At 42.6% G+C, this 22,492-nt stretch carries 22 protein-coding genes; 6 read left to right on the forward strand and 16 right to left on the reverse strand.

Annotation, left to right across the window (positions count from 1 at the left end; genetic code table 11):
• Nucleotides 1–95: 95 nt before the first annotated feature.
• The 6 genes from OCU77_RS17510 to OCU77_RS17535 all read right to left on the reverse strand — a co-directional run bounded on the left by OCU77_RS17510 (nt 96) and on the right by OCU77_RS17535 (nt 6,168).
• Nucleotides 96–1,550, reverse strand: a complete 1,455-nt coding sequence (locus OCU77_RS17510) for a catalase (protein WP_048900285.1) — start codon at nt 1,548–1,550, stop codon at nt 96–98.
• Nucleotides 1,551–1,672: 122 nt separating this feature from the next.
• On the reverse strand, nt 1,673–2,545 hold the full coding sequence (locus tag OCU77_RS17515; protein WP_048900286.1) for a patatin-like phospholipase family protein: 873 nt from the start codon (nt 2,543–2,545) through the stop codon (nt 1,673–1,675).
• Nucleotides 2,546–2,782: 237 nt separating this feature from the next.
• On the reverse strand, nt 2,783–3,688 hold the full coding sequence (locus OCU77_RS17520) for an amino acid ABC transporter permease (RefSeq protein ID WP_107303126.1): 906 nt from the start codon (nt 3,686–3,688) through the stop codon (nt 2,783–2,785).
• Between the two features lie 11 nt (nt 3,689–3,699).
• Entirely contained in the window at nt 3,700–4,509 is an 810-nt protein-coding gene (locus tag OCU77_RS17525; protein ID WP_048900307.1) for a transporter substrate-binding domain-containing protein, read from the reverse strand.
• 104 nt (nt 4,510–4,613) lie between these two features.
• Entirely contained in the window at nt 4,614–5,423 is an 810-nt protein-coding gene (locus OCU77_RS17530) for an amino acid ABC transporter permease (protein ID WP_048900287.1), read from the reverse strand.
• 7 nt (nt 5,424–5,430) lie between these two features.
• Nucleotides 5,431–6,168 (reverse strand): amino acid ABC transporter ATP-binding protein, encoded by a 738-nt coding sequence (locus tag OCU77_RS17535; RefSeq protein ID WP_048900288.1) that lies wholly within the window; start codon nt 6,166–6,168, stop codon nt 5,431–5,433.
• 288 nt (nt 6,169–6,456) lie between these two features.
• Here OCU77_RS17535 and aroG point away from each other — a divergent pair, with 288 nt between their 5' ends.
• On the forward strand, nt 6,457–7,509 hold the full coding sequence (gene aroG / locus OCU77_RS17540; protein ID WP_048900308.1) for a 3-deoxy-7-phosphoheptulonate synthase AroG: 1,053 nt from the start codon (nt 6,457–6,459) through the stop codon (nt 7,507–7,509).
• A 109-nt stretch (nt 7,510–7,618) separates the two neighbouring features.
• Here the strand turns inward: aroG and OCU77_RS17545 are convergent, their stop codons facing one another.
• From OCU77_RS17545 to OCU77_RS17555, 3 genes are all read right to left on the reverse strand, one after another.
• Complete coding sequence (locus OCU77_RS17545) at nt 7,619–8,149, reverse strand: DUF4136 domain-containing protein (RefSeq protein ID WP_239686052.1); 531 nt, start codon at nt 8,147–8,149, stop codon at nt 7,619–7,621.
• An 83-nt stretch (nt 8,150–8,232) separates the two neighbouring features.
• Complete coding sequence (locus OCU77_RS17550) at nt 8,233–8,430, reverse strand: hypothetical protein (RefSeq protein WP_048900290.1); 198 nt, start codon at nt 8,428–8,430, stop codon at nt 8,233–8,235.
• 100 nt (nt 8,431–8,530) lie between these two features.
• Nucleotides 8,531–9,964, reverse strand: a complete 1,434-nt coding sequence (locus OCU77_RS17555) for a hypothetical protein (RefSeq protein WP_144414931.1) — start codon at nt 9,962–9,964, stop codon at nt 8,531–8,533.
• 261 nt (nt 9,965–10,225) lie between these two features.
• Between OCU77_RS17555 and OCU77_RS17560 the strand changes: the two genes are divergently transcribed.
• From OCU77_RS17560 to OCU77_RS17570, 3 genes are all read left to right on the forward strand, one after another.
• Nucleotides 10,226–11,050 (forward strand): crotonase/enoyl-CoA hydratase family protein, encoded by an 825-nt coding sequence (locus OCU77_RS17560; RefSeq protein WP_048900292.1) that lies wholly within the window; start codon nt 10,226–10,228, stop codon nt 11,048–11,050.
• A 107-nt stretch (nt 11,051–11,157) separates the two neighbouring features.
• Nucleotides 11,158–11,730, forward strand: a complete 573-nt coding sequence (locus tag OCU77_RS17565) for a rhomboid family intramembrane serine protease (protein ID WP_239686053.1) — start codon at nt 11,158–11,160, stop codon at nt 11,728–11,730.
• 4 nt (nt 11,731–11,734) lie between these two features.
• Nucleotides 11,735–12,079: a DUF1840 domain-containing protein gene (locus OCU77_RS17570; RefSeq protein ID WP_048900293.1), complete on the forward strand. Its 345-nt coding sequence runs from the start codon at nt 11,735–11,737 to the stop codon at nt 12,077–12,079.
• Nucleotides 12,080–12,166: 87 nt separating this feature from the next.
• Here OCU77_RS17570 and OCU77_RS17575 read toward each other — a convergent pair whose 3' ends face one another.
• Nucleotides 12,167–12,958 (reverse strand): glycine betaine ABC transporter substrate-binding protein, encoded by a 792-nt coding sequence (locus OCU77_RS17575; RefSeq protein WP_107303125.1) that lies wholly within the window; start codon nt 12,956–12,958, stop codon nt 12,167–12,169.
• 167 nt (nt 12,959–13,125) lie between these two features.
• A complete protein-coding gene (locus OCU77_RS17580) occupies nt 13,126–13,551 on the reverse strand; it encodes a MarR family winged helix-turn-helix transcriptional regulator (protein ID WP_048900294.1) in 426 nt (141 codons plus the stop codon).
• Between the two features lie 104 nt (nt 13,552–13,655).
• On the opposite strand from OCU77_RS17580, the gene OCU77_RS17585 reads away from it, so the two are divergent.
• Together OCU77_RS17585 and OCU77_RS17590 are read left to right on the forward strand one after the other, a co-directional pair.
• Nucleotides 13,656–13,880 (forward strand): DUF2798 domain-containing protein, encoded by a 225-nt coding sequence (locus tag OCU77_RS17585; RefSeq protein ID WP_053111892.1) that lies wholly within the window; start codon nt 13,656–13,658, stop codon nt 13,878–13,880.
• A gap of 36 nt (nt 13,881–13,916) precedes the next feature.
• Nucleotides 13,917–14,228, forward strand: a complete 312-nt coding sequence (locus tag OCU77_RS17590) for a DUF3861 domain-containing protein (RefSeq protein ID WP_048900295.1) — start codon at nt 13,917–13,919, stop codon at nt 14,226–14,228.
• Between the two features lie 188 nt (nt 14,229–14,416).
• Here the strand turns inward: OCU77_RS17590 and OCU77_RS17595 are convergent, their stop codons facing one another.
• The 5 genes from OCU77_RS17595 to OCU77_RS17615 all read right to left on the reverse strand — a co-directional run bounded on the left by OCU77_RS17595 (nt 14,417) and on the right by OCU77_RS17615 (nt 22,310).
• Complete coding sequence (locus tag OCU77_RS17595) at nt 14,417–14,878, reverse strand: MarR family winged helix-turn-helix transcriptional regulator (protein WP_048900296.1); 462 nt, start codon at nt 14,876–14,878, stop codon at nt 14,417–14,419.
• Nucleotides 14,850–15,872 carry a DUF2955 domain-containing protein gene (locus OCU77_RS17600; RefSeq protein WP_048900297.1) on the reverse strand — a complete coding sequence of 341 codons (1,023 nt, stop codon included), beginning with the start codon at nt 15,870–15,872 and terminating at the stop codon, nt 14,850–14,852. Before OCU77_RS17600 ends, OCU77_RS17595 begins: the two co-directional genes overlap by 29 nt.
• 17 nt (nt 15,873–15,889) lie before the next feature.
• Nucleotides 15,890–17,005 carry an HlyD family secretion protein gene (locus tag OCU77_RS17605; protein ID WP_107303124.1) on the reverse strand — a complete coding sequence of 372 codons (1,116 nt, stop codon included), beginning with the start codon at nt 17,003–17,005 and terminating at the stop codon, nt 15,890–15,892.
• Nucleotides 17,006–17,293: 288 nt separating this feature from the next.
• The gene (gene pflB, locus OCU77_RS17610) at nt 17,294–19,591 is read right to left on the reverse strand and encodes a formate C-acetyltransferase (protein ID WP_048900299.1); all 2,298 of its coding nucleotides are present in this window, start codon (nt 19,589–19,591) and stop codon (nt 17,294–17,296) included.
• Between the two features lie 436 nt (nt 19,592–20,027).
• A complete protein-coding gene (locus OCU77_RS17615; protein ID WP_048900300.1) occupies nt 20,028–22,310 on the reverse strand; it encodes a bifunctional diguanylate cyclase/phosphodiesterase in 2,283 nt (760 codons plus the stop codon).
• Nucleotides 22,311–22,492: the final 182 nt, after the last annotated feature.

The following is a 22,492-nucleotide window of genomic DNA, read 5'->3' on the forward strand; positions in this document are numbered from 1 at the left end:
AGCGGAAACGCTGAAAAATATTGGTAGCCAAAGTAGGCCACCAATATTGTGCCTTACAAATACGCTGTTACGCATGTAGTGAGCGATTTAATGTATTACTTTTCTTGGTACTTACTTGCATCTATACCCAACAATTTCGCGATACCGTCACCATAAGCAGGGTCGGCTTTAAAGCAATGTTTAAGGTGACGAATTTGAATCTCTTCAGGAACACCTTGCAGATTGCGCGCTGTGTTATCAAATAGAATCGCTTGCTTCTCTGGTGCCATTAAGCGGAATAAATCACCTGGTTGGCTAAAGTAATCATCGTCTTCGCGATGATCCCAATGCGCTGCTGCACCGTCTAAACTTAGCGGTGGCTCAGAGAAGTCAGGTTGTTCAGCCCATTCTCCTTGATCGTTTGGCTCATAACCTAATGTACCGCCATGGTTACCATCGACACGCATTGCACCGTCACGGTGGTAACTATGAACTGGGCAGCGAGGGGCATTCACTGGAATGCTGTGGTGGTTAACACCTAAGCGATAACGTTGTGCATCACCGTATGAGAATAAACGGCCTTGCAGCATCTTATCGGGTGAGAAGCTGATACCAGGAACCACACTTGCTGGGTTGAACGCTGATTGTTCTACTTCAGCGAAGAAGTTTTCAGGGTTACGATTGAGTTCTAGTTCACCCACTTCGATGAGTGGATAATCTTTATGTGGCCAGATTTTAGTAAGATCGAACGGGTTGTAAGGTACTTTGGATGCATCGTCTTCAGGCATGATTTGAACGTGTAAGGTCCATTTAGGGAAGTCTTGATTATCGATACTTTCAAGCAAGTCACGGTGATGGCTTTCACGGTCTTGGCCAATGATTTTCTCGGCTTCTGCATCAGACAAGTTTTTAATACCTTGCTGAGACTTGAAGTGGAATTTAACCCAGAAACGCTCATTATCACTGTTAATAAAGCTAAAGGTGTGGCTACCAAAGCCATGCATATGACGATATGTCGCTGGAATGCCGCGGTCACTCATTACGATCGTAATTTGGTGTAACGCTTCAGGGAGTGATGTCCAAAAATCCCAGTTGTTTTTAGCACTACGCATGTTGGTACGCGGATCGCGTTTCACGGCGTGGTTTAAATCTGGGAATTTTAGTGGGTCACGTAAGAAGAACACTGGGGTGTTATTACCAACCAAATCCCAGTTGCCTTCTTCGGTATAAAACTTAATGGCAAACCCGCGGATATCACGCTCTGCATCAGCAGCACCGCGTTCACCTGCGACTGTCGTGAAGCGAGTGAAAAGTTCAGTCTTTTTACCAATTTCAGAGAAGATCTTGGCTTTTGTGTACTGGGTTATGTCGTGTGTCACCGTGAATGTGCCGTAAGCACCTGAACCTTTTGCGTGCATACGACGTTCTGGAATAACTTCACGATCAAAGTGTGCGAGCTTTTCTAGAAACCACACGTCTTGTAGCAGTTGTGGGCCTCTTTTACCTGCTGTTTGAACATTTTGATTATGGGCAACAGGGCAGCCTGCTGCTGTGGTTAATTTCTTACTCATGATTGTTCCTTTGATTTATGGTTATTATTTAATGGTTTACTAATTCTTCATCGAATGGTGAGTGATTAGGTTTTACATCTCTATTTACTCTCTGAGTATTCGTTGCCGCTATGGTGTTGCGTTTAAAAACAGAAATGACAGTTTTCATCGTGTAAGCCATAAGTACCGTTTTGAATGGCAAGGTGCTCTTCTCCTGCTTTTTTACCCATTTCGTATCCTGTGTTAAGCAAAGTGGTATCCATAGTGAGTCGCTTAATCGCGAAGTCTTCTGGTGGTGCGATAACACGAATGCGAGCATCACTGGGCGGATTGCGAATGAATGCCAGAGATTGATTATAGTTGCTTGCTCGAACTGCCATGGATTCAGCGATGTTGGGATAGCGAGATAGCAGCCTTTTTAGTAACCAAGGGTATTTCGTTGGCTTCATTTCGTAGCTCAGTGGGTGTGATAAAATCACGGTAATATCACGTGCACCTTGGCGATAGGCTTCTTTTACAGGGATCGAATCTGCGACACCGCCATCGGTATAACAGCCACCTGAAAAGCACGGCGTTTCACGGTAGGCAATGGGTAAGGCAGTGGTTGCTTCGATGATCTTAGAGATAGTATCTGGCTTTACTTGATAGTAATCAGCATTACCTGTATCGATATTGGTAACGGCAGCATAAAGCGGAATGTTTGAGAAAAGCCTTTCAGAATCAAATGGAAAGCGTTGGTTGGATTCATCCCAGAGCCATTTCACATCAACGAGATTTCCCCCTTTAGCGAATCGAGTGGGATTAAAGAAGGTTTTATCTGTCGCCATTGTTGTGATGACTTGAAAGCTACGTTTTGGGGAGTGTGACAAATACCCCACTAAATTCGATGCTCCTGCTGATACGCCGATAGCAAAATCGTAGGGTTGAAAATCCTCTGCCATAAAGGCGTCTAATACTCCACTGGCGAAGATGCCTCGCATTGCTCCACCTTCAACGATTAACGCACTTTTACTCATTTCTTTATTCCACTAAAAATCTCTAGTCATAGAATAGGAGTGCAGAGCGAATAAAGATATTCGTAATAATTTATGGTTTTGATAGATAAAAATTATCAATCACAGCCACGGAAAATAGACGGACAAGATGATTTTACACAATGAAGGGGGGCGGCGGGTCAGTGGGCAGTAGGAGCAATGGATAGGTGGATAAGCAGCGTAAGCGATGCACCTTACGCTGCAATCGTTAATCATGTTTTACCGTTGAAGGTGACGCTGACTTCGGGCTTCAAGGTGGGAAAATAGGATAGATAAACCAAGACATAAAACGAGGTAACCTGCGCCCACTAAAAGCCAAATTTCGAAGATGAGACCAGATGAATTGGCCATTTCACTGCCCACAAAAGTAAGCTCTTGAATTGAAATTAATGAAATGATCGACGAGTCTTTAACCAGCGAAATAAACTGGCCAGCAAGAGGCGGTACTATTCCTGTCAGCGCTTGTGGGAAAATGACATAACGAAAGCGATCCCAGCCCGTTAATCCGAGTGAGTTCGCGGCTTCCCATTGTCCTTTGGCAATATTATCAATCCCTGAACGCACAATCTCAGCAATGTAAGCGGCTGAAATTAAACCCACGCACAGCACCCCAGAAAAGACATTTTCCCATAAGGCGGCTGGACCAAACAGAAAGGCTTGAAAGGCATTAATATCACCATCATGATGGCGTAGTACGTCGGCAAGGCCAATAGCAGGGACAAGCTGGCTAGAGATGAAAAAGTAAAAGATGAATACAAAAACCAAAGGTGGGATGTTTCTCACCAATTGGATATAGGCTTGGGCCGGTAAGCGCAATAAAGTAAATGAGGAACGTCTGGCTAGACCGAGTAGTAAACCAAGAATACCGGCAAACAAAATACCCCAAAGACTCAAACGCAATGTAGCGATGAACCCTTGGAAGAAGTAGGGCAGTTCACCGCTTTTACCTGATGTGAAAATGAGTTCAACCGCACGTGGCCAATCCCATTGATAATGAATACCAATTGAGGAGCGGTAAGCGATCCACGCAAAGAAAGCGCCTAACAGCGCTAGTAGCGTAATATCAAGTTTGTTGAGTTTTTTCCATACAGGCACACGAGGTGCCTGTATGTGATTAGATTGCATTATCGCCAACGTTATTGTCCTTCAGCAACCGCGTTTTGCCAATCTAGCGTGGTGAACCAGTAGTCGTGACGTTCTTTTAGCCAGCCGTCTTCGGTACGCAGTAGGATCCAGTTATTAAAGAAATTCAATAGGTCGAATTCACCATGGCGAATCGCAAACGCTTCTGAACCACGATCGAGACGATCAGTTAATGGAATATATAGCTTCTGGTCGTACTGAATTGCCATTTGCTCAGGTTTTGGTGATGAGGCGAGTACGGCATGTGCATTGCCGTTTAATACTTCTTGGAATGCTTGTGCGTCATCATCAAATTGGCGAAGCTTAGCTTTAGGGAAGTATTTTTTCGCAGTTTGTACCGTGAACGCACCACGACGAACTGCTAACGTTACGCTGCGCTTGTTGAAATCAGCAATGGCAGATTTACCCTCAGCCATCGTTTTATTTGCAGCAAGTTGTACACCAGAGTGTGCATACGGTGCGGTAAAAAGCACGCTCATATTACGTTGCGGTGTGATAGATAAGCCGCCGATGATCACATCGAATTTACCCGCAAGTAGGGCAGGAATAATGCCATCCCAAGCCGTAGGAATAAATTCGACTTTTAACCCTGCATCTTTTGCTAAGCGGCGTGCAACGTCCACTTCAAAACCAATTAGCTCGCCTTGTTTGTCACGCATCGCCCAAGGGACGAAGGTTGATAACCCAACACGAAGTGTGCCGCGTTCCTTAATCTCTACTAATGTACTTTTATCTGCAGCGAATGTTTGTGTACTCATCATGAGCGCACACATTGCTAATAAAGTAGCAAATAATCGTTTCATGCTTCCTTTCTCCGTAAGTAAATAACTTTCATAATATGCCGCTTGTAATTTTTTATCGGGTGTTGAGTTTGGGTCTTTAACCAAGCCCTCAATGCGTAAACCGGTTATTGGTTAGGTGCGTTGAGCCTATGCCCTAACCATGCTGCAAAACCAGATAACACTATGGTGATACACAGGTAAATAGCAGCGACGGTAAACCAGACTTCAAAGGGCATGGCAGTGTCTGCCACAATATTTCGTCCCTCTGTGGTTAAATCAAAAATAGCCATAACGCTGACAATAGAAGAATTTTTTACCAATGAAACCGTTTCATTTGTGAGTGGGGGCAAAATTCGACGAATAACCTGCGGTAAAATAACGAAACGATAGCTGTCAGTGTTTGATAACCCAAGGCTTTGGCTTGCTTCAAACTGGCCTCGAGACAAGCTTGTTAGTCCTGCTCGGAATATTTCAGCGGTATAGGCCCCTTGAAAGAGTGATAGGGCTAATACAGCCGTTGTAAATCGCTCTAAACCTAGTACTGGCCCGAAAACAAAGTAGAGTAAGTAAATTTGGACAAGCAGTGGGGTATTTCGGATCAGCTCTATATAGCTGCGTGCAATGCCTCGCCCAATAATCGAATCAGACAGTCTCAGCAACGCTGTGACTAAGCCAATTATTAAGGTGAAAATAAGGCTAACGGCAGAGATTTTGAGTGTGACAAGCAAGCCTTCAAGTAGCTCAGCAGGGAACCACTCTCCGTCTTCGAAAAACCATAAATATTGAGGAATACGGTACCACTGCCAGCGGTAGTTCATTGCATCAGCGCCGCTTTGTAGCAGCCAATAGATGGCAAACACGATAACAGCGATTTGCAAGATGCCTGATATAACAGGTTTGAGAATACGCACAGTTGTTGCGATGTAAGTCTTCATTGGCGCATCAATAGCTTAGAATTTGTTCAAGGAATTGCTGGGTGCGAGCATGCTGGGGAGCATCAAAAAGCTGCGCTGGTGGCGCGACTTCAACAATTTCACCCTCATCCATAAACACCACACGATCTGCGACTTGGCGAGCAAAGCCCATTTCATGTGTGACGCACACCATAGTGATCCCTTCATTGGCGAGTTCTTTCATTACATCAAGTACTTCGCGGATCATTTCAGGATCTAACGCAGAGGTTGGTTCATCAAATAGCAATATATCGGGCTTCATACACAAGGAGCGTGCAATCGCAACACGTTGCTGTTGTCCACCAGAAAGTTGTGCTGGGTATTTATCGGCTTGATGGCCTATATGTACACGCTCTAAATACTCTCTGGCGAGTGCGTTGGCATCACTGGTAGAAAGTTTTAAAACACGTTTAGGGGCTAGAGTCAGATTCTCAAGGACAGTGAGGTGAGGAAAAAGGTTGAAATGTTGGAAAACCATGCCAACTTTGCCGCGAATAGTTTGTAAATGCTTGGAATCAAGCTTTTTCCCTGCAACGCTAAGAACGCCAGAATCATATTTCTCAAGGCCATTAATACACCTGATTAGCGTTGATTTCCCCGAGCCAGATGGTCCGCAAATCACTAAGCGTTCACCTTGGGTAATGGTTAAATCTATCGACTTGAGAGCATGGAAATCTCCGTACCATTTATCTACTTGCTCAAAAGCAATTAATGCCTCGTTAGCCAACCGATGTCCTTAATTTTTTTAGAATTTGTTTAAGCCATGTTATTGCTTTGATGATGACATTTCAAAGGCAGACAACACATTTGGACAATAAAACGGCAACTTGTGACAAATTGATAAAATACATGGCAACTATGTAATGGTCTAACCTCTCTTTTGTTGGAAATAAACTGTAATTATCTTTCAATAAGCAATTGCACTATGGGGATGAAGGCGATAAGTTAAAACGACTGGATGAAAAAAGCAGCAAGTGAGCACTTGTTGAAATATGTAACACGGGAAGTCAAAATAATGCATAAAACAGATGATGTTCGCATCCGCGAAGTAAAAGAACTATTACCACCAGTTGCCGTCTTAGAAAAGTTTCCGGCTACCGAAACGGCATCACAAACGGTATTTGAAGCCCGTCAAGCCATCCATAATATTCTCAATGATAATGATGACCGTTTATTGGTTGTTGTTGGTCCGTGCTCTATTCACGATACCGAAGCGGCTCTTGAATATGCGAAAAAACTAAAAACACTCCGTGACGAATTAAAGGGTAACCTTGAAATCGTAATGCGTGTTTACTTCGAAAAACCACGAACTACTGTGGGTTGGAAAGGCCTGATTAACGACCCGTACATGGATGGCAGTTTTAAGCTGAATGATGGTTTGCGTATTGGTCGTAAGTTACTGCTGGATCTGACCGACATGGGTATGCCTACGGCGGGTGAGTTCCTTGATATGATCACACCACAGTACATGGGGGACTTGATCAGTTGGGGGGCAATTGGTGCGCGTACAACTGAATCGCAGGTTCACCGTGAGCTATCGTCTGGCCTTTCATGTCCAGTAGGCTTCAAAAATGGTACTGACGGTAACATCAAAATTGCTACCGACGCTATTGGTTCAGCCAGTGCGCCCCACCACTTTTTGTCTGTAACCAAATATGGTCATTCTGCGATTGTTTCAACTGCTGGTAACGAAGACTGTCATATCATTCTTCGTGGTGGTAAAGCGCCGAATTACAGCGAAGCTGATGTTAACGCTGTGACCGAGCAACTAGAGAAAGCGGGTCATCGCCAGAAAGTCATGATTGATTTCAGCCACGCGAATAGCCTTAAGCAATTTAAGCGTCAGCTTGTTGTTTCTGAAGATGTAGGTGGTCAAGTCGCATCGGGCAATAAAGCGATCTTTGGTGTGATGATTGAAAGTCACCTAGTTGAAGGTCGTCAAGACCTAGCTGAAGGCGAAAAAGGCACGTACGGACAAAGTATTACTGATGCTTGTATTGGTTGGGAAGATACTGAAACTGTGCTTCGTCAACTTGCATCCGATGTAGAAAAGCGTCGTAACGCGTAGAGAAATTCACCATGGCATGAGTACCGAAAAATGCCATGCGATATACCAAAGCCCAACACGATGATGTTGGGCTTTTTGTTTGTGTCAGTCGTGAGCTGTGATGACGATCTTATTGTGGGGGATAGTTTTTAAACATCTCGCCAATCTGTTCATTGATGAAGTTTTCTCTATCATCGGGTGACATAGTTTCTTTGAGTTTACGCTGTGAAACTGACCGCCAAACGACTTGTTTGCTATTGTTCGCAACCATTTCAACAATCAACTTACCGTATTTATATTCTCTATATTGAGTTGGCGTGCTTACCCCGATCCCCACGTTGTTAAAGCCGTAACCAAAACCGAAGGATGTACCGCTAGATTGATAATCGGACTGACTTTGAATGGCGTGACGTATGGTGACATCGGCTGGTTTGTCGCTGCTTAACGTTAAGCCATGAGTTTGCAATTCACGAGTAATTGCATTTTCCACGCGAGCGGCATCGAGTGATGTGGAATCATCATCCGGCTTTGCGGCGAATTGATAGGTTTTGAATTGCGCGTAGTTAGTTTGCTTATCGTAATCTGTTGATACGTCGGCACTACAGCCAATAAGGCTACCCAGTAACGCGCAAGTTAACACGGTAGTAGAAAGGTTATTCACTATCGGCACCTCGCATTGAAACAAAGACAGGGGATGTCATGTGGATACGTTATAAGTATAGCAATAGCTTAAAGAAAGAGGCGTTAACGCATTTTCCAATTCTTGCTGCAGCTGTAGCCATCGTTAAACTCAATGTACTGCGCTTCGAATAAGCGCTGTTCATCATTGTTTTTTGTGCAGTGAGGAAATTGGCAGTAGATAGTATGATCACGGTGTAAGCCGTTATCTAAAAAAGCATCCAAGATAGCCTGAGTGTCTGCGATTAAGACTTTTTGTTCCATGAAACTTTCCTGTAAAAACCTCTAAGGTTGTTCTTAAGAAAGTATTGTTTAGCCATTCCTTGGCTGTTGTCTTAATCGCGAGACGGGATGCTATGTGCCATTAACTAAGAATGTAAGCCTGTAAGCGCTTGTCTAATTCATCGGCTAACGAAACACCTTCTACATGATTAAGTGCAGGCGTACTCTTAGTAACAATAACAGGTAAACCTTGATGATTACGGTTACATAAGATCATGTGCTGATCGCTATGGGTAAAATCGAAAATAACGCCGATAGCTTTTTCTCGCGATGGGATGTTGTAATAACCACGACCGCTGACACGAAATGTTAGTGCTGCCGGGTAGTTGCGGATTATCTTTGTCGCGTATGCTGAGGTGAAGGGTTTGATGACGGCTTGATCTGTGATCAGTTGTTTAAATCGCTGCGTTGGTTGATACAACGAATAATGGTGTTGTTTCGAGTATTGTTCGAAGTAGTCGATGAAAGCATCGCTATTGATATCAATGGCAAAGTGATCATCAACAAATGGGTATGGAATATTTTGACTACGTTCACTCTTTAATTGAGCGAGGCGATGCTCGTAATCTTTTAGCATCTCCAGAGTATTGCTCTTCATTAAGATACGCTTCTCTTTCAGTGCAATGGTATTGCTTGTATGCAACTGGCGGAGGTTGTTTGGGAAGAATTGCGTATTGTAGTTTGTATCAAAGAAACCACTCAGCTTGGTCATTGACAGCCATAACAAAGGTGCATAGTAATCAATGAGTTCTTCTGCATGAGGATGATAAGCAACGGGAATTTCATCGAGCAGTTCTTCTCTATTCACATAAGCACAGCCTTCATTGATGGTCGTGATCAGTTCACGCATCTCATCAAAACGTCCACACATAGCGCGAGGTTGCTGAACGTAGCTAAAGCGTATGTCGTAAGCCATTGGATGATCGTCACTGTCTAACTCGCGAAATGAAGACTGAAAATCGTGCTTTAATTTGGCGAAATGGCGAGATTCTTTAGTTATCGCAGTAGAAAGCTTATCTAATACGGTTTCATATTCTTGTTCAGGTGTCTTGAGTAACGATAAGGTGTGTTCAAGGCTGTTGATTTTTGACTGATATGCTTTGGAATCAAGATCAATTTCTTGCTGTTTTTTATTCGCGAGAGCATTGGCCTTGGCAATGTTAGATGAGTATTGAGAAATTGCTTCATCAATCGCATCGATAAATATTTGAGCTTCAGGTAATTCGCTGGTTTGGAAAAGCACTTTCAGGTTATTGGCTTGCTCTATGAATTGCGTGTTTTTCAGCCAGTGCTGTTCGGTAAGTGCGGAGCTTAAACGTTGGAAGTCTCGGAAAAGCTCTGGTACTGCCAGCAAATTATTATGCTCGGTCACAACGTAACCGCGTGAAGAAGCATTAAACTTGTTAACATTTGCCACATTAAGTGAGGCTAAATCGAGTCTGTTGTCTCCCTGACAAGCGACGAGGCTAAATACCGTCGCTAAAATCCCTAATGGCCGTAAACATGTTTTGAGCATGATAATTACATTCGTTACATTAGAATTTAGGAATGAGTCTACTCAATTGGTTGCATTAAGCAATCGTTTTCTATTTGGTGGTGTGTGAATGGACAAATATTCAGCGTAAAGGGCATTCGGTGTTTTCACGTATTCCACTGATGTATATAAAGAGGCCAAGTTACTGTGTGAGTAATAATCCAATATCGCTGATACCTACGTATCCAGTGTCTAGAATTGGTGCTAGTCTCTATACTGGACTGACCAGATAAGGAAAGAGAGATGACATGGAATAAGTTAACTGTCGAAGAAGTAGATAGCATTGTCACTGTTACCTTAAATCGCCCGGATAAACTCAATGCATTGGACATGGAAATGTTTCAAGAGCTTGATGCTGTGAGCCGTTCTTTGATCAAACGTCGAGATATTCGTGCGGTTATTGTGAAAGGTGCAAAGGGTAACTTTAGCAGTGGGTTAGACATTAAGAGTGTTGCGACATCAAAAGCGAAGGCGCTTAAACTTTTGGCAAAATGGTTACCGGGAAATGCCAACTTAGCGCAACGTGTGTCACGAAATTGGCGAGCGATCCCTGTCCCAGTAGTAGCTGTATTGGAAGGGCGTTGTTACGGTGGAGGGCTGCAAATTGCGCTTGGTGCGGATCTACGTTTTGCAACGGAAACCACAGAGCTGTCAATTATGGAGGTACGCTGGGGGTTAGTGCCTGACATGGGGGGATTATTGAGTTTACGTGAGATCGTTGGTCGTGATGTTGCGATGCAACTGACAATGACGGGTGACGTAGTCTCGGGGAGAGTGGCGAAAGAGTTAGGTTTGATCACTGCCGTTCATGATGACCCTTTAAGCGCGGCACAGGCATTTTGCCAGCAAGTTTCTCAGGCTTCACCCGATGCAATTGCGGCGATTAAGCACTCCACAAACCGAAGTTGGTTGAGCAGTGAGCGCATGTTATTAGCACGTGAAACGCTTAGTCAAATACGCCTGTTACTGGGTAAAAACTTCTTCATTGCAGGTAAACGTCAACGCCAAACGTCAGATCCTGATTCCTCGAAACAATACGATTATCAAGAACGTCAGTCTTTCTGGTAAATACGTAAAGCGCTATAGTGATAAGAACGGCTTATTTTCTTGTCACTTTTCTAACCTTAAATAAGCAAGGCAACGCGCTTAAGGGGTTAGCGGTAGGGGAACCTTGTTTGAAGCATAAAGATAAAGACGCCATCAAGCTGATTGGTTTTGTATTCGTCCTGTGTATTCTGGTCCACATTGTGAATATTTTACTTGGTGGTGCCTTAAATGATTACGGGCTTTTACCTCGGCATATCACGCACATAACGGGCTTGGTGGCATACCCTTTTTTGCATGGGTCTTGGTCTCACCTAATTAGTAATTTACTGTCATTTGCTGTATTGGCCTACCTCGTTGGTCGTTCTGGTAGTGCGCGACTCATTGCAGTTTTTGTAATTAGTTGGGCAATTAGCAGTATAGGCGTATGGTTGTTTGGGCGCATCAGTTATCACATAGGGTTAAGTGGTATTGTGTATGGACTATGGGCGTATTTGCTGATGTATGCATTGATGTATCGCAGCATCAAATCGATAGTCATCGGGGTGATAGTGATGTTTTTCTACGGCTCAATGGTGTGGGGATTCTTGCCTGTACATCAGTGGATCAGTTTTGAGAGTCACTTATTCGGTGCATTAGCTGGTGCATTGGCTGGCTATAGCTTTGCCAAGCGTGATAAAGCAAAAGAACTCGAAATGGGGTAATCGTATGTTAATTACATTTCACAGCAAAATGAGTGGTGATATCACCATGTTTGGCGATGTTGCTCAGAAATTACTGCATCTTATGGGGCAGTGTGAAAATGTTCCGGGTGTGATAGAGGCAAAGGATATTCCTGCTGCTTTGACGCATTTAGAGCAAAATTTAGCGCAGATAAAGCAACAAGAACTACAGCAAAACCTTGATCAAAACGTAGATGATAAAAGCAGCGATGATCTTGATGATGATTTAGACCAATCTCCGCCCATCAGCCTTGCTGTCCGAGCGATTCCTCTTATCGAAATGCTAAAAACGGCTCAAGATGCTGAGTGCCATGTTATGTGGGATGCATAATCTTAGTGTCGATAGGGGGCTTTTATCAGTAGCACTTCTGTAACTGCGGGCAGCATATTCCTCCCGCAGTTATGCATTCACATCAGTTTATGCCGTGATAAGTTTTTGGCTATCTAACCAGTTGCGCGTGACTTCGTCGAGCAGTAAGCCTTCACGGCTAACGAGGTAATCAAGTTCTGCAATAATCTCGTTGGAGAAGCGTAATGTATCTAGCGTTTTGATTTGCGCTTGACTAAATAACTGAGCGCGATCTTCACGTAGAAGTAGCACAGCACGGTCGACAATACCCAATAAACCTTTTGGTTCTTTGATTTCTCGGATCGCATATTTATGATGCAAAAATTGTGGCTTCCAAAGTGGAACAGCAACCCACTCTTTGTTATCAACGGCTTGTTCAAAAGCGGTAAAACAGTCCTCTTCAGTGCCAGTATGGAAACGATAACCCGCTTGGTTTAAGCCGTATTCATCCATCATTTTGATTGAAAATCGAGTGATGCCTGCACCAGGGTTGATCCCTTGAATATCTTTATTCATTCGAGCGATAACGTCAGGTTTGAGTAGATCACTGACTTCAGAGACGGCATTTTCGGGAATGTAATCTGGCACACCCCATAGTGCATAAGGTTCGTAGTGAAGACCAAGTTCAAGCAACGGCTGAACATCCTCTACATCTGCTTTATAAATACCGTGGCTTGATGGTAACCAAGCGGATGAGAGCATATCCAACTCACCAGATTTCAATTTGGCAAAGTTATCTTGGTGGGGCGAATAAATACGATTGACCTCAAACCCCATATCATTCAAAACATGTGTAACCAGCGATGCAGTAACACGGTGAAACGATAGATCGGTGACGCCAAGAGTAATGGACTTAGGCATGATAATTCCTTCTCTGATTATTGTAATAAGTGGCTTCTAATGAGCGGCTTTGTTAAGGCCAATCATAGAGTTAAGCTTGATTGCAATAAACAGCTGTAGAATTGGAAGACTTACAAAAATAATTTGATAATCAATTTCTTTTATCTGCCTAATGTCTGGGTTCCGTTTTACTTTGCTAGGTTCCTAGCCATCTTTGACGCAATGCGTTCGAAGATTTCAAGTTCCTCCTGCGATATATCTTTGCTCAGTAGTTCAAACATCTTCTTATCAATATTGGCTATCTGGCTAGTGATCTTAAGGCCGTCAGTGGTGACGCGTAAACATTGGCTTCTTTTGTCATCGGGATTGGGCTCTTTGACTACATAGCCCTGCTTTATTAATGCATTAAGTAGGCGAGTGACCTGTGCTTTATCTCGATTTAATAAATGGGCGATGTCGATAGCAGTACATCGATTTTTAAAATTAATTATCTTCAAAACACGCACATGCATAGGGGCGATATCTAATTCCATTTCCTCAATATGATCATGCATTTGACGTTTTAGTGAATGCGCTAAATGGAACAAGCTCTCTAATGATTTTCGATCAGACACAGTAAACCCTTGTAACAATATGGTTGACAATATCAACTAAGTTTATTTATAGTTGATATTATCAACTTAATTGTTCTTTGTTTCAAGTTTGGAGATGTCTGTGAATGCTGAAGCTATTACCACTATTGGAAGAGAGCAAACGTAACCTAGTGGTAGGTGTTGCAATGGCGCTATCAACAGCACTGAATAATGTAGGTATGGCTAATAGTGGTGAGCGATTTACGGCATGGTTGAATGGGTTGTTGGCGGCTTTACCTATCGCACTCACATTGATGGTCACTGTCTCAATGACAATAAAGCCAAAAATTGAACGCTTTCTTAGAAGTTAATTAGCTGAAAACTATTTTCTATAAAAGGTACTGAATATGCTTTCTAAAATGAGAAAAGATAACGAATATCGCATCACGATTGAAGAAGTCAGCGCTGATCAAACAGCAGCTAAGACATTACAATTTACCTATCAAGATAGGGAAGACGTGTTTAACGTTGTCGAAAAGTTAAAACAAGGTAGTGGGCTAGATGAAAATGTAGCGACGAAAGTTGGCGTGGCATTGCGTTTATTAGGCCCAGTAATGATGCAAAACCGTAAACATCCATTGCTTAGTGATTTTATGCCTCACTTTAAGCAATTTATGCATCATCTTAAAAGTACCGTTAAAGCGACGGTCAAGCAGTAAATTGAATGGTTGTGTAAGAAAACGCCAGTGTGGCTGGCGAATAAGTCAATCAGGAAGGTATTCTACCTTCCTCGTTTTTTAAATGGCTAGATTAAAGTGATAAACGTGATTATCCACTTTTTACGGTCTTCTATCTGTGAATTCCACTCTGAAAACCCTACGCTTATTAATTGATTAGCAATGTGGTGTTAATCGCTCCCCAAAATAATATTGTCTTGAATCAACTTTTTACATAGGGTTTGAAGTAATTGTTGCTCGTTAGCTGACAAGGGGCTGTAGTAATCAGTATTAACCTTTTGTAGGCATACACTCGCCAGTTCTTTGGTCTTCGTCCCTTTTTCTGTTAAAGCTAAATAACGTGCTTTTTTGTTGATTTCACTCTTACGGGCTTCGACCAGACCACGTTTAATACAATTATCAACCAGACGTTTAGTGACAGAGCGTTCTCGGTGTAACGTCTCAGCTAAGGTTTGTTGTGGTACTTCACCTAGATGTGCTAACACACGAAGCACACCTTGCATTTCCAGTGTGATATCGAAATCTGCGATGAGTTTTTGATTAGCCAATGTGCGAAATTGCTTATATGCGAGCCCCATAATAAATGAGGTATTGTTATCCAGTTCAGGGATGGCTGTAATGTCTTTGGTCATCGCTATCTCGTGAAGACGTTAATTGGTGAAGAATGAATAATATACCTAAAGTAACGGTGAGTTCCCATGCTCGTAGGTAAGTACTTTCCAATCCTAGCGAGCTACTTGTCATATAGAGTTGTATGGGCAGCATAGTCGCCAGCAAAGAGTCAGCATGAAGGTCTCGCAAGGCACCTTGTGCATGAGCCATTGCGTGAGCAATCATAAACACTAATCCCCCTAAACCCAATGCATAATAACCAATGACATTTTGGTGACCAGCCATTAGTAGTGTAAAAATAACAGCAATTGCACAGCCACCAACTTGGGTGAGTAATCTTCGTTCGACGACTTGGCGAAAACTTGCTCGGGTAAACTGAGTTGCAGCAGCAATAACGGGTACCATGCAGAACGTGGCTGAGATTAAGTCGACAATCATGAGAAAGGCTAACCCACAGCCTATTAAGCTTAAAGAAACAAATCGATTTTGATAGGTAACGGTTTGTGAACTGAAAGCAGGCTGTTTTTCGTTTAGCATAAAGGGATGATTTGGCTTTGGTAGCAAGGCGCGCATGAGTTTTGTGATTAAGATGGTGATAGTCATCGAAATGAGAATTTCATGAATCCGCATTGGCATATCGGCTGTGGTGTGTTGTGAAAACACAATAATCAAAATCCAGTTAAACGTGGGCATCAGCATGGCACCGAGCTTTGCTGGGTTATTGGCACGGCGGCGCATTTGATCAAAGAAGATCAAGCTAATCGTCCAAATGATAAAAGGGTGATCATGAAATAGCTCAGCAATGACAAGCGCACAAGATGCTGCGATGAATGTTGGAAATAACATTTTGACTAAACCTTGCCATGAAAAGTCTTTGCCTTTTGTCATTACAATTGTAGGGTACAAAGCTAAGTAAACAGGGGAGCCTAAGGCGAGTAATTTTCCTGCCAACATACACACAGTGATGGTCAAGGTAACTCTTAGCGCTTCATTTTTATCTATACTTTCTCTCATACTATCCCCGAGTAGCTCTAATAGATGTAGCGAAACCAAGAAACCAATTGGATCCAGCTATAACCAATCGTGTCTACCACACGATTGTGGCCATTTTTTACTATTACACTGGCACGAGAGCCTGCAATAAGTGCGGCGTTTGCGCCGTTAACATGAATACGAGTGCGAATTTTCTGCTGTTCGCGGATCCAGCGGCTGTCATTCACTACAGTGGACAGTTGATTGGTTGAGTTGGATGCATCAAAAATAGCGCGGTCTTGATTGATAATGGTTCCTGCAAAGACTTGGCCTGGAAAAGCGTCAAATGATACCCATACAGGATTACCTGTTTGAAGGTGAGCAATACCTTTTTCATTGAAATCGGCACTCAACCAGCTGGTGGCTTCATTGACAAGAAAGAGCGAGACATTACCAGCGTTAACATAACTTCCCGTTTGTAACTGTAAATTACTCACTGTGCCAGCAGTTTGTGCTACGACATTGGTATGTGCTAAATCGAGTTTTGCTGATGCTAGTTTGGATTCTGCGATTGTGATTGCAGCACTTTTTGCTTGATACTTAATTGTATTATTTGCAATTGTGGTCATTTCATCAGTTTGATCTTCAAAAATTTTATTGCCAAAGAGTTCGGCTTTGATGCGGAGAACATCGGCTTGAGCCACTGCAATTGCACTTTTGGCAACATTGGCACTGGCATTCGCATCATCAAAGTCTTGTTGAGTAATTAGCCCTTTATAAAGAAGCCGTTGATAGCGAATAAGGTTGTTGTTGGTGTTATGCCATTCGATGTTACGTTGCGATAGTATTTGTTCAGCAGATTGAAGTTCTTGCCATTTAGCGGAGTGAGCTTCCTGAGCTTGATCGAGTTCGGCCTTTGCTTGACGAACGGCTAAGGTATAACTGTGTTTGTCTATGCTAAAAAGAACATCACCAGCTTTAACAACTTGCCCATTTTGTACGTTTACATGGGTGATCACCCCTGATACTTGTGGGGCAATATTGGCGACATTTTTATGCACAGTCGCTTGTGTGGTGAAAGGTGAAAGGTTATCTGAACTGATTAAGAAAGCAGAAAAGCCGATGGTACAGCCCAGTACAGCGTAGATAGCGTATTTATAAATTGCATCCTTCATTTATTGTTACCTATACAACAAAAATAGTGTGCGCAGTGTATTCTTATTTTGTTGCTGTAGCAACAAAATCTTATGCGGAGAATGAGTGCGAGTGAGTAAAGAAGGGGGAGTGAGTCCTGCGTTTATATGAATTAGCGTTTAAATTTGCGGTTTATCGGAATAAAAAAGGCCTGCGTAAGGCAGGCCAAGAGGTAGGTAGACGTGTAGTTAATTATTATGATGTATCTTTATTAGGCTGAAAATGCTTTGCCTTATGTTGTCGAACTAGTTTGATGAGCTCGTTTGCCCTTACATTTTTTCTGTAAAGGTTCGGGTAATCACATCCTGTTGCTGTTCTTTCGTCAGTGAATTAAAACGCACTGCATAACCTGAAACTCGGATAGTGAGTTGAGGATATTTCTCTGGATGATCGACAGCATCCAATAGCATTTCACGATTTAGCACGTTCACATTGAGGTGTTGACCGCCTTCTACTTGTACGCCATTTACGCCTGCTTCATGGTGGAAGTATCCATCCATTAACGCTGCTAGATTTTGTTTCTGTGTATCCATATCTTTACCTAATGCGTTTGGCACAATAGAGAAAGTGTATGAAATCCCATCTTTGGCAAATGCGAACGGTAGCTTAGACACTGAGGAGAGTGATGCGACGGCGCCATTTTGATCGCGACCATGCATTGGGTTTGCCCCTGGACCAAATGGCATACCTGCACGGCGACCATCAGGTGTATTACCTGTTTTCTTACCGTAAACGACATTAGAAGTAATAGTAAGAATCGACTGTGTGGGTAGCGACTCACGATAAGTTACCATGCTCTGAATCTTCTTCATGAAGCGTTCAACCAGATCGCAGGCAATATCATCTACACGGGCATCATTATTACCAAATTGTGGGTAATCACCTTCAATAGTAAAGTCAACAGCGATACCGTTTTCATCACGAATGGGTGTTACTTTGGCAAATTTTATAGCGGATAATGAATCAGCCACAACCGAGAGCCCTGCAATACCACAAGCCATAGTGCGGTGTACATCACGATCCATGAGTGCCATGAGTGATGCTTCATAGCTGTAGCGATCATGCGAGTAATGAATGATGTTTAATGCCGTTACATACTGAGTTGCTAGCCAATCAAGCATTTGATCAAATTGAGGCATAAGACGATCAAAATTTAATACGTCGTCTGTGATTGCGGTTTGCTTTGGACCGACCTGTGCTTTTGATTTTTCATCGACACCGCCATTAATGGTGTATAACAGTGCTTTTGCTAAGTTGGCGCGGGCCCCAAAAAACTGCATATCTTTACCAACGATTTGCGGACTCACACAACAAGCAATAGCGTAGTCATCGTTGTTAAAATCAGGGCGCATTAGGTCATCGTTTTCATATTGAACAGATGATGTTTCGATAGACACTTTCGCTGCATATTTTTTGAAGGCTTCAGGGAGTTGCTCAGACCACAGAATGGTCATATTAGGCTCTGGAGCTGCCCCCATATTGTCTAGCGTATGTAAGTAACGGAAGGTTGTTTTACTCACTAACGTTCTGCCGTCAACCCCCATTCCAGCCATGGCTTCGGTTGCCCAAATGGGATCACCAGAGAACAGTGAATCGTAATCAGGCGTGCGTAAGAAGCGCACCATACGTAATTTCATGATGAAGTGATCAACTAACTCTTGTGCCTGTGATTCGTTAATCACGCCATTAGCTAGATCACGTTCAATATATACATCAAGGAAAGTTGATGTACGGCCAAGCGACATTGCTGCGCCATTTTGTGATTTAACTGCAGCCAGATAACCAAAGTAAGTAAATTGAATCGCTTCTTGCGCTGAACTTGCAGGTGCTGACATATCGATACCATATTTCATACCCATGGTACGGATGTCTTCAAGCGCATGTATTTGGTCTGCGATTTCTTCCCGTAAGCGAAGCGTTTTCTCTAAATCTTGTCCTTGCTCTAGAAAAGCTTGGGTTGATTTAAATTGTTCAATCTTATCTGCTTTTAAAAAGTCGATACCGTAAAGTGCTAAGCGACGATAGTCACCGATGATACGGCCGCGACCGTACGCATCGGGAAGGCCAGTAATGATGCCTGATTTTCGGCAAGCAATAATGTCTTTAGTATAAAGATCAAAACAAGCGGTGTTATGGGTTTTACGGTATTGCGTGAAAGTCTTTTCAATATTTGGATCAAGTTCGCGTCCATAAACTTCACAAGAGTTTTTCACCATGCGAATACCACCATTAGCAATAATGGCACGTTTCAAGGGCTTGTCTGTTTGTAAACCTACAATCGTTTCTAAGGCTTTATTTATGTAGCCTGCATCGTGAGAAATAATCGTTGATGGCAGATCAGTATCAAAGTCGATAGGTGCATGCGTGCGGCTTTCTTCTTGAATACCTTTTAAGACACTATTCCAAAGGGTTGTTGTCGCTAGTGTAGCATCTGCAAGGAAAGACTCATCACCTTCATAAGGGGTGTAGTTTGTTTGGATGAAGTCTCGTGTATTGACTTCTGTTTGCCAATTACCCGCTGTAAAACCTTGCCATGCTTGAAGCATTTTTGTAGTTGGAATTGTCATTGCTAATACTCCAGATAGAGTTATTTAAATATATTGATAATATTTGAACAGCTTCAAGTTGCTCGTCAAAGCTGAAGTTAATACGTACAGTGATATCTTATTTTAATTAATATTAGCTATGTGTTTATATGCAAACTTAATAGCGAAAATGATTAAACATATTATTTAAAATAAATCTGACTTATTACGATAAGAACGAATGAATATTTTTAGGAAGAAATATTTATAATAACTTCCAATATATTCGCCATCTCTTTGGTTGAGATAATCGTATGATAAATAAGGTTATGAGTAAAATGAATGGTTTTCATTAATTAGATGCGCACGGCGCATGTGTCTTGGTGGGATGTCTTTAACTTATTGATTTAAGTGGTAATCTGGTGGTCGGCGCACGAGTGTTACATTAAAACATAGCGTGGAAGAACATTAGGTGTATTTATATCAGACTCTGTTCGCATTCATTTCTCAATAATGCAGCAATACCATCAGGGGTTGTTGGTTTACAGAATAGATAGCCTTGTACAATATCACACTCGAGTTCTTTTAATATTTCAACTTGACCTGGAGTTTCTACACCTTCCGCGATCACACAGCATCCAAGGTTGTGCGCCATTTCAACCATGGAGCCGACTAATAACTGTGTTTTCTTATCAGTTAATAGGTCATCCATGAAGTATTTATCGATTTTAATACAATCAAGTTTAAGGTGTTTGAGCGAAGCGAATGATGAGTAGCCAGTGCCAAAATCATCTATGGCCAACAGAACCCCAAGCTTTTTGAGTTCTTCAAAGACGGGGAGATTTTTATGCTCTGTTTGTGCGACAGTTTCGATAACTTCCAGCTCTAAATTTGACGCATCAATTCCTGTTTCTGTAATAACTCGCCTAATTAAAGGAATAAAGTCAGGATCCAAAAAGTGATTAGGAGAAATATTGACTGCGACTCTTCTTGAACCAAGCCCTTGTAACTGCCAGTTTACTGCTTGAGTACAAGCAGTTTTAAGCACGAGTTCAGTTAATGGCTGGATCATACCAATGCGCTCAGCCGTTGAAATAAAGTCACTTGGTGAGACATGCCCTAGTTCTGAATGCTGCCAGCGCGATAGGGCTTCGACACCAACACAAGTTCCCGTATGTAAATCGATCTGTGGCTGATATACAAGAGAGAGGCTTTGGTTTTCAATCGCTTCGCGAAGGTGTTGTTCTACTTTTAACCGATACTCAGCTTCTTTTGTGAGTAGTTTACTGTAGAAGGCGTACTGGTTTTTACCGTGATCTTTAGCAGTGTAAAGCGCGGTATCTGCAGCTTTAAGTAAGCTTTGTAAATCACTGCCATCTTGCGGATAAAAAGCGATACCAATGCTGCTTGTTTGTGTGTGTTTTCGTCCTGATAAATAGCAAGGGGTTGAGACGGCATTAAGGTAGCGGGCAGCTATTTCTGAAGCTGATACCGTGTTACTTGCCTCTTTGGCCACAATGCAGAATTCATCGCCCCCTAAACGGGCTATAAAATGGGTTGGTAGACATACAGATTCAAGCTGTGTAGCAATAGTCTGAAGGTGAAGATCGCCAATATCATGCCCAAGACTATCGTTAATGTCTTTGAAGTTATCGAGATCAAGGTATAACAGGCTAAAGCGATGATCGTGCGCGGCTGAGTGCGAGATAAATGATTCGAGATCAATGTACAAACTAGCTCGGCTAGCAAAACCCGTCAGTGGATCTTTGAAAGCAAGTTCTTGGATACGTTTTTGATTATGATCGCGCTCCATCAAAATGCCAGCCAGCATGGCTGCGGAGGTGAGATCATCAGACTCTTCTTGAGTTGGTAGAGCAGGGTGGTTGTAGTACATACCAAACGCCCCTAGAACTTTTCCAGTTGAGCTTTTAATCGGCTCAGACCAACAACTGCGCATACCAAAGGGGAGTGCAACATGCTTGATGTCAGCCCATTTAGGATCCGTACTAATGTCTTCAACGAGTACGCGTTGACCCGTATAGGTTGAAGTGCCACAAGAGCCGATATTAGGGCCATTTTTTAACCCGTGAACGGCATCGCAATAGGCTTTGGGCAGGCTAGGTGCGCCGCCATGCAGCAATGTATCGCCATCTAGTTCTAACATAGAGCAGCGCAAACCTTGATGGCGACTCTCGTACATTAAGGCAATCTCAGTATAAACACTTGCTGTACTTGCACCTTTGGCGATCATCTCAAGGATCTTTGCTGTCCAAGTGTTCAAGCTCTCTGCTTTTTTTTGTGCCGTTATATCAACCAGAAACCCCATAAGATAGCTTGGGGGACAATGAGCAGAATTAGATAAAGTAAAGGCACTGCCGCGCACCCACACAAAATGCCCTTGTTTGTGACGTAAACGCAGTTCAACTTCAAAGCAACCAGAGCGATTCGTAATATATTGTTCAGCTTTTTTCTCTAACGCTGTCCATTCTTGATGTGTTGTTAGCGATTCTAACGTATTAAGGTGGTTTTCAAGCTCATCTTCTTGATACCCCAACATCGCCTTCCATTGTGGTGAAAAGTAGACCTCATCAGTATCTATATTCCAATCCCATACTTCTGGATTAGCATTGCGCATAGCCAGAATAAACTGTGTATTTTCTTGAGACGGCTGCATGCCATTTGGATCAGTAGCCTGTATATCAGGCATGAGAAGCGTATTGATATGATCAACTTGGATGTCACAAGACAGGCGTCGTTTCATTAGAATTTATTGGTCACCGATTCAATGACGTAATTCTACTTAATAGGGGTTAAAATGAACAGTGTTTAAGACGGTTTTTTGACGCTTTTAACATGATTTAACAGAATAGGTGCTTGTATGTGAGCCACTTTGGATGATGAACTGAAATACTCAATATTAGGTTGATTCTTCAATATCAAGGA

This window comes from Photobacterium swingsii (assembly GCF_024346715.1).
In the GTDB taxonomy this organism is placed as follows: Bacteria; Pseudomonadota; Gammaproteobacteria; order Enterobacterales; family Vibrionaceae; genus Photobacterium; species Photobacterium swingsii.

Coding starts and splice junctions, on each gene's coding strand:
- OCU77_RS17510 (WP_048900285.1), bottom strand. CDS start 1,550: ATGAGTAAGAAATTAACCACAGCAGCAGGCTGCCCTGTTGCCCATAAT.
- OCU77_RS17515 (WP_048900286.1), bottom strand. CDS start 2,545: ATGAGTAAAAGTGCGTTAATCGTTGAAGGTGGAGCAATGCGAGGCATC.
- OCU77_RS17520 (WP_107303126.1), bottom strand. CDS start 3,688: ATGCAATCTAATCACATACAGGCACCTCGTGTGCCTGTATGGAAAAAA.
- OCU77_RS17525 (WP_048900307.1), bottom strand. CDS start 4,509: ATGAAACGATTATTTGCTACTTTATTAGCAATGTGTGCGCTCATGATG.
- OCU77_RS17530 (WP_048900287.1), bottom strand. CDS start 5,423: ATGAAGACTTACATCGCAACAACTGTGCGTATTCTCAAACCTGTTATA.
- aroG (WP_048900308.1), top strand. CDS start 6,457: ATGCATAAAACAGATGATGTTCGCATCCGCGAAGTAAAAGAACTATTA.
- OCU77_RS17550 (WP_048900290.1), bottom strand. CDS start 8,430: ATGGAACAAAAAGTCTTAATCGCAGACACTCAGGCTATCTTGGATGCT.
- OCU77_RS17555 (WP_144414931.1), bottom strand. CDS start 9,964: ATGCTCAAAACATGTTTACGGCCATTAGGGATTTTAGCGACGGTATTT.
- OCU77_RS17560 (WP_048900292.1), top strand. CDS start 10,226: ATGACATGGAATAAGTTAACTGTCGAAGAAGTAGATAGCATTGTCACT.
- OCU77_RS17570 (WP_048900293.1), top strand. CDS start 11,735: ATGTTAATTACATTTCACAGCAAAATGAGTGGTGATATCACCATGTTT.
- OCU77_RS17575 (WP_107303125.1), bottom strand. CDS start 12,958: ATGCCTAAGTCCATTACTCTTGGCGTCACCGATCTATCGTTTCACCGT.
- OCU77_RS17585 (WP_053111892.1), top strand. CDS start 13,656: ATGCTGAAGCTATTACCACTATTGGAAGAGAGCAAACGTAACCTAGTG.
- OCU77_RS17590 (WP_048900295.1), top strand. CDS start 13,917: ATGCTTTCTAAAATGAGAAAAGATAACGAATATCGCATCACGATTGAA.
- OCU77_RS17595 (WP_048900296.1), bottom strand. CDS start 14,878: ATGACCAAAGACATTACAGCCATCCCTGAACTGGATAACAATACCTCA.
- OCU77_RS17600 (WP_048900297.1), bottom strand. CDS start 15,872: ATGAGAGAAAGTATAGATAAAAATGAAGCGCTAAGAGTTACCTTGACC.
- OCU77_RS17605 (WP_107303124.1), bottom strand. CDS start 17,005: ATGAAGGATGCAATTTATAAATACGCTATCTACGCTGTACTGGGCTGT.
- pflB (WP_048900299.1), bottom strand. CDS start 19,591: ATGACAATTCCAACTACAAAAATGCTTCAAGCATGGCAAGGTTTTACA.
- OCU77_RS17615 (WP_048900300.1), bottom strand. CDS start 22,310: ATGAAACGACGCCTGTCTTGTGACATCCAAGTTGATCATATCAATACG.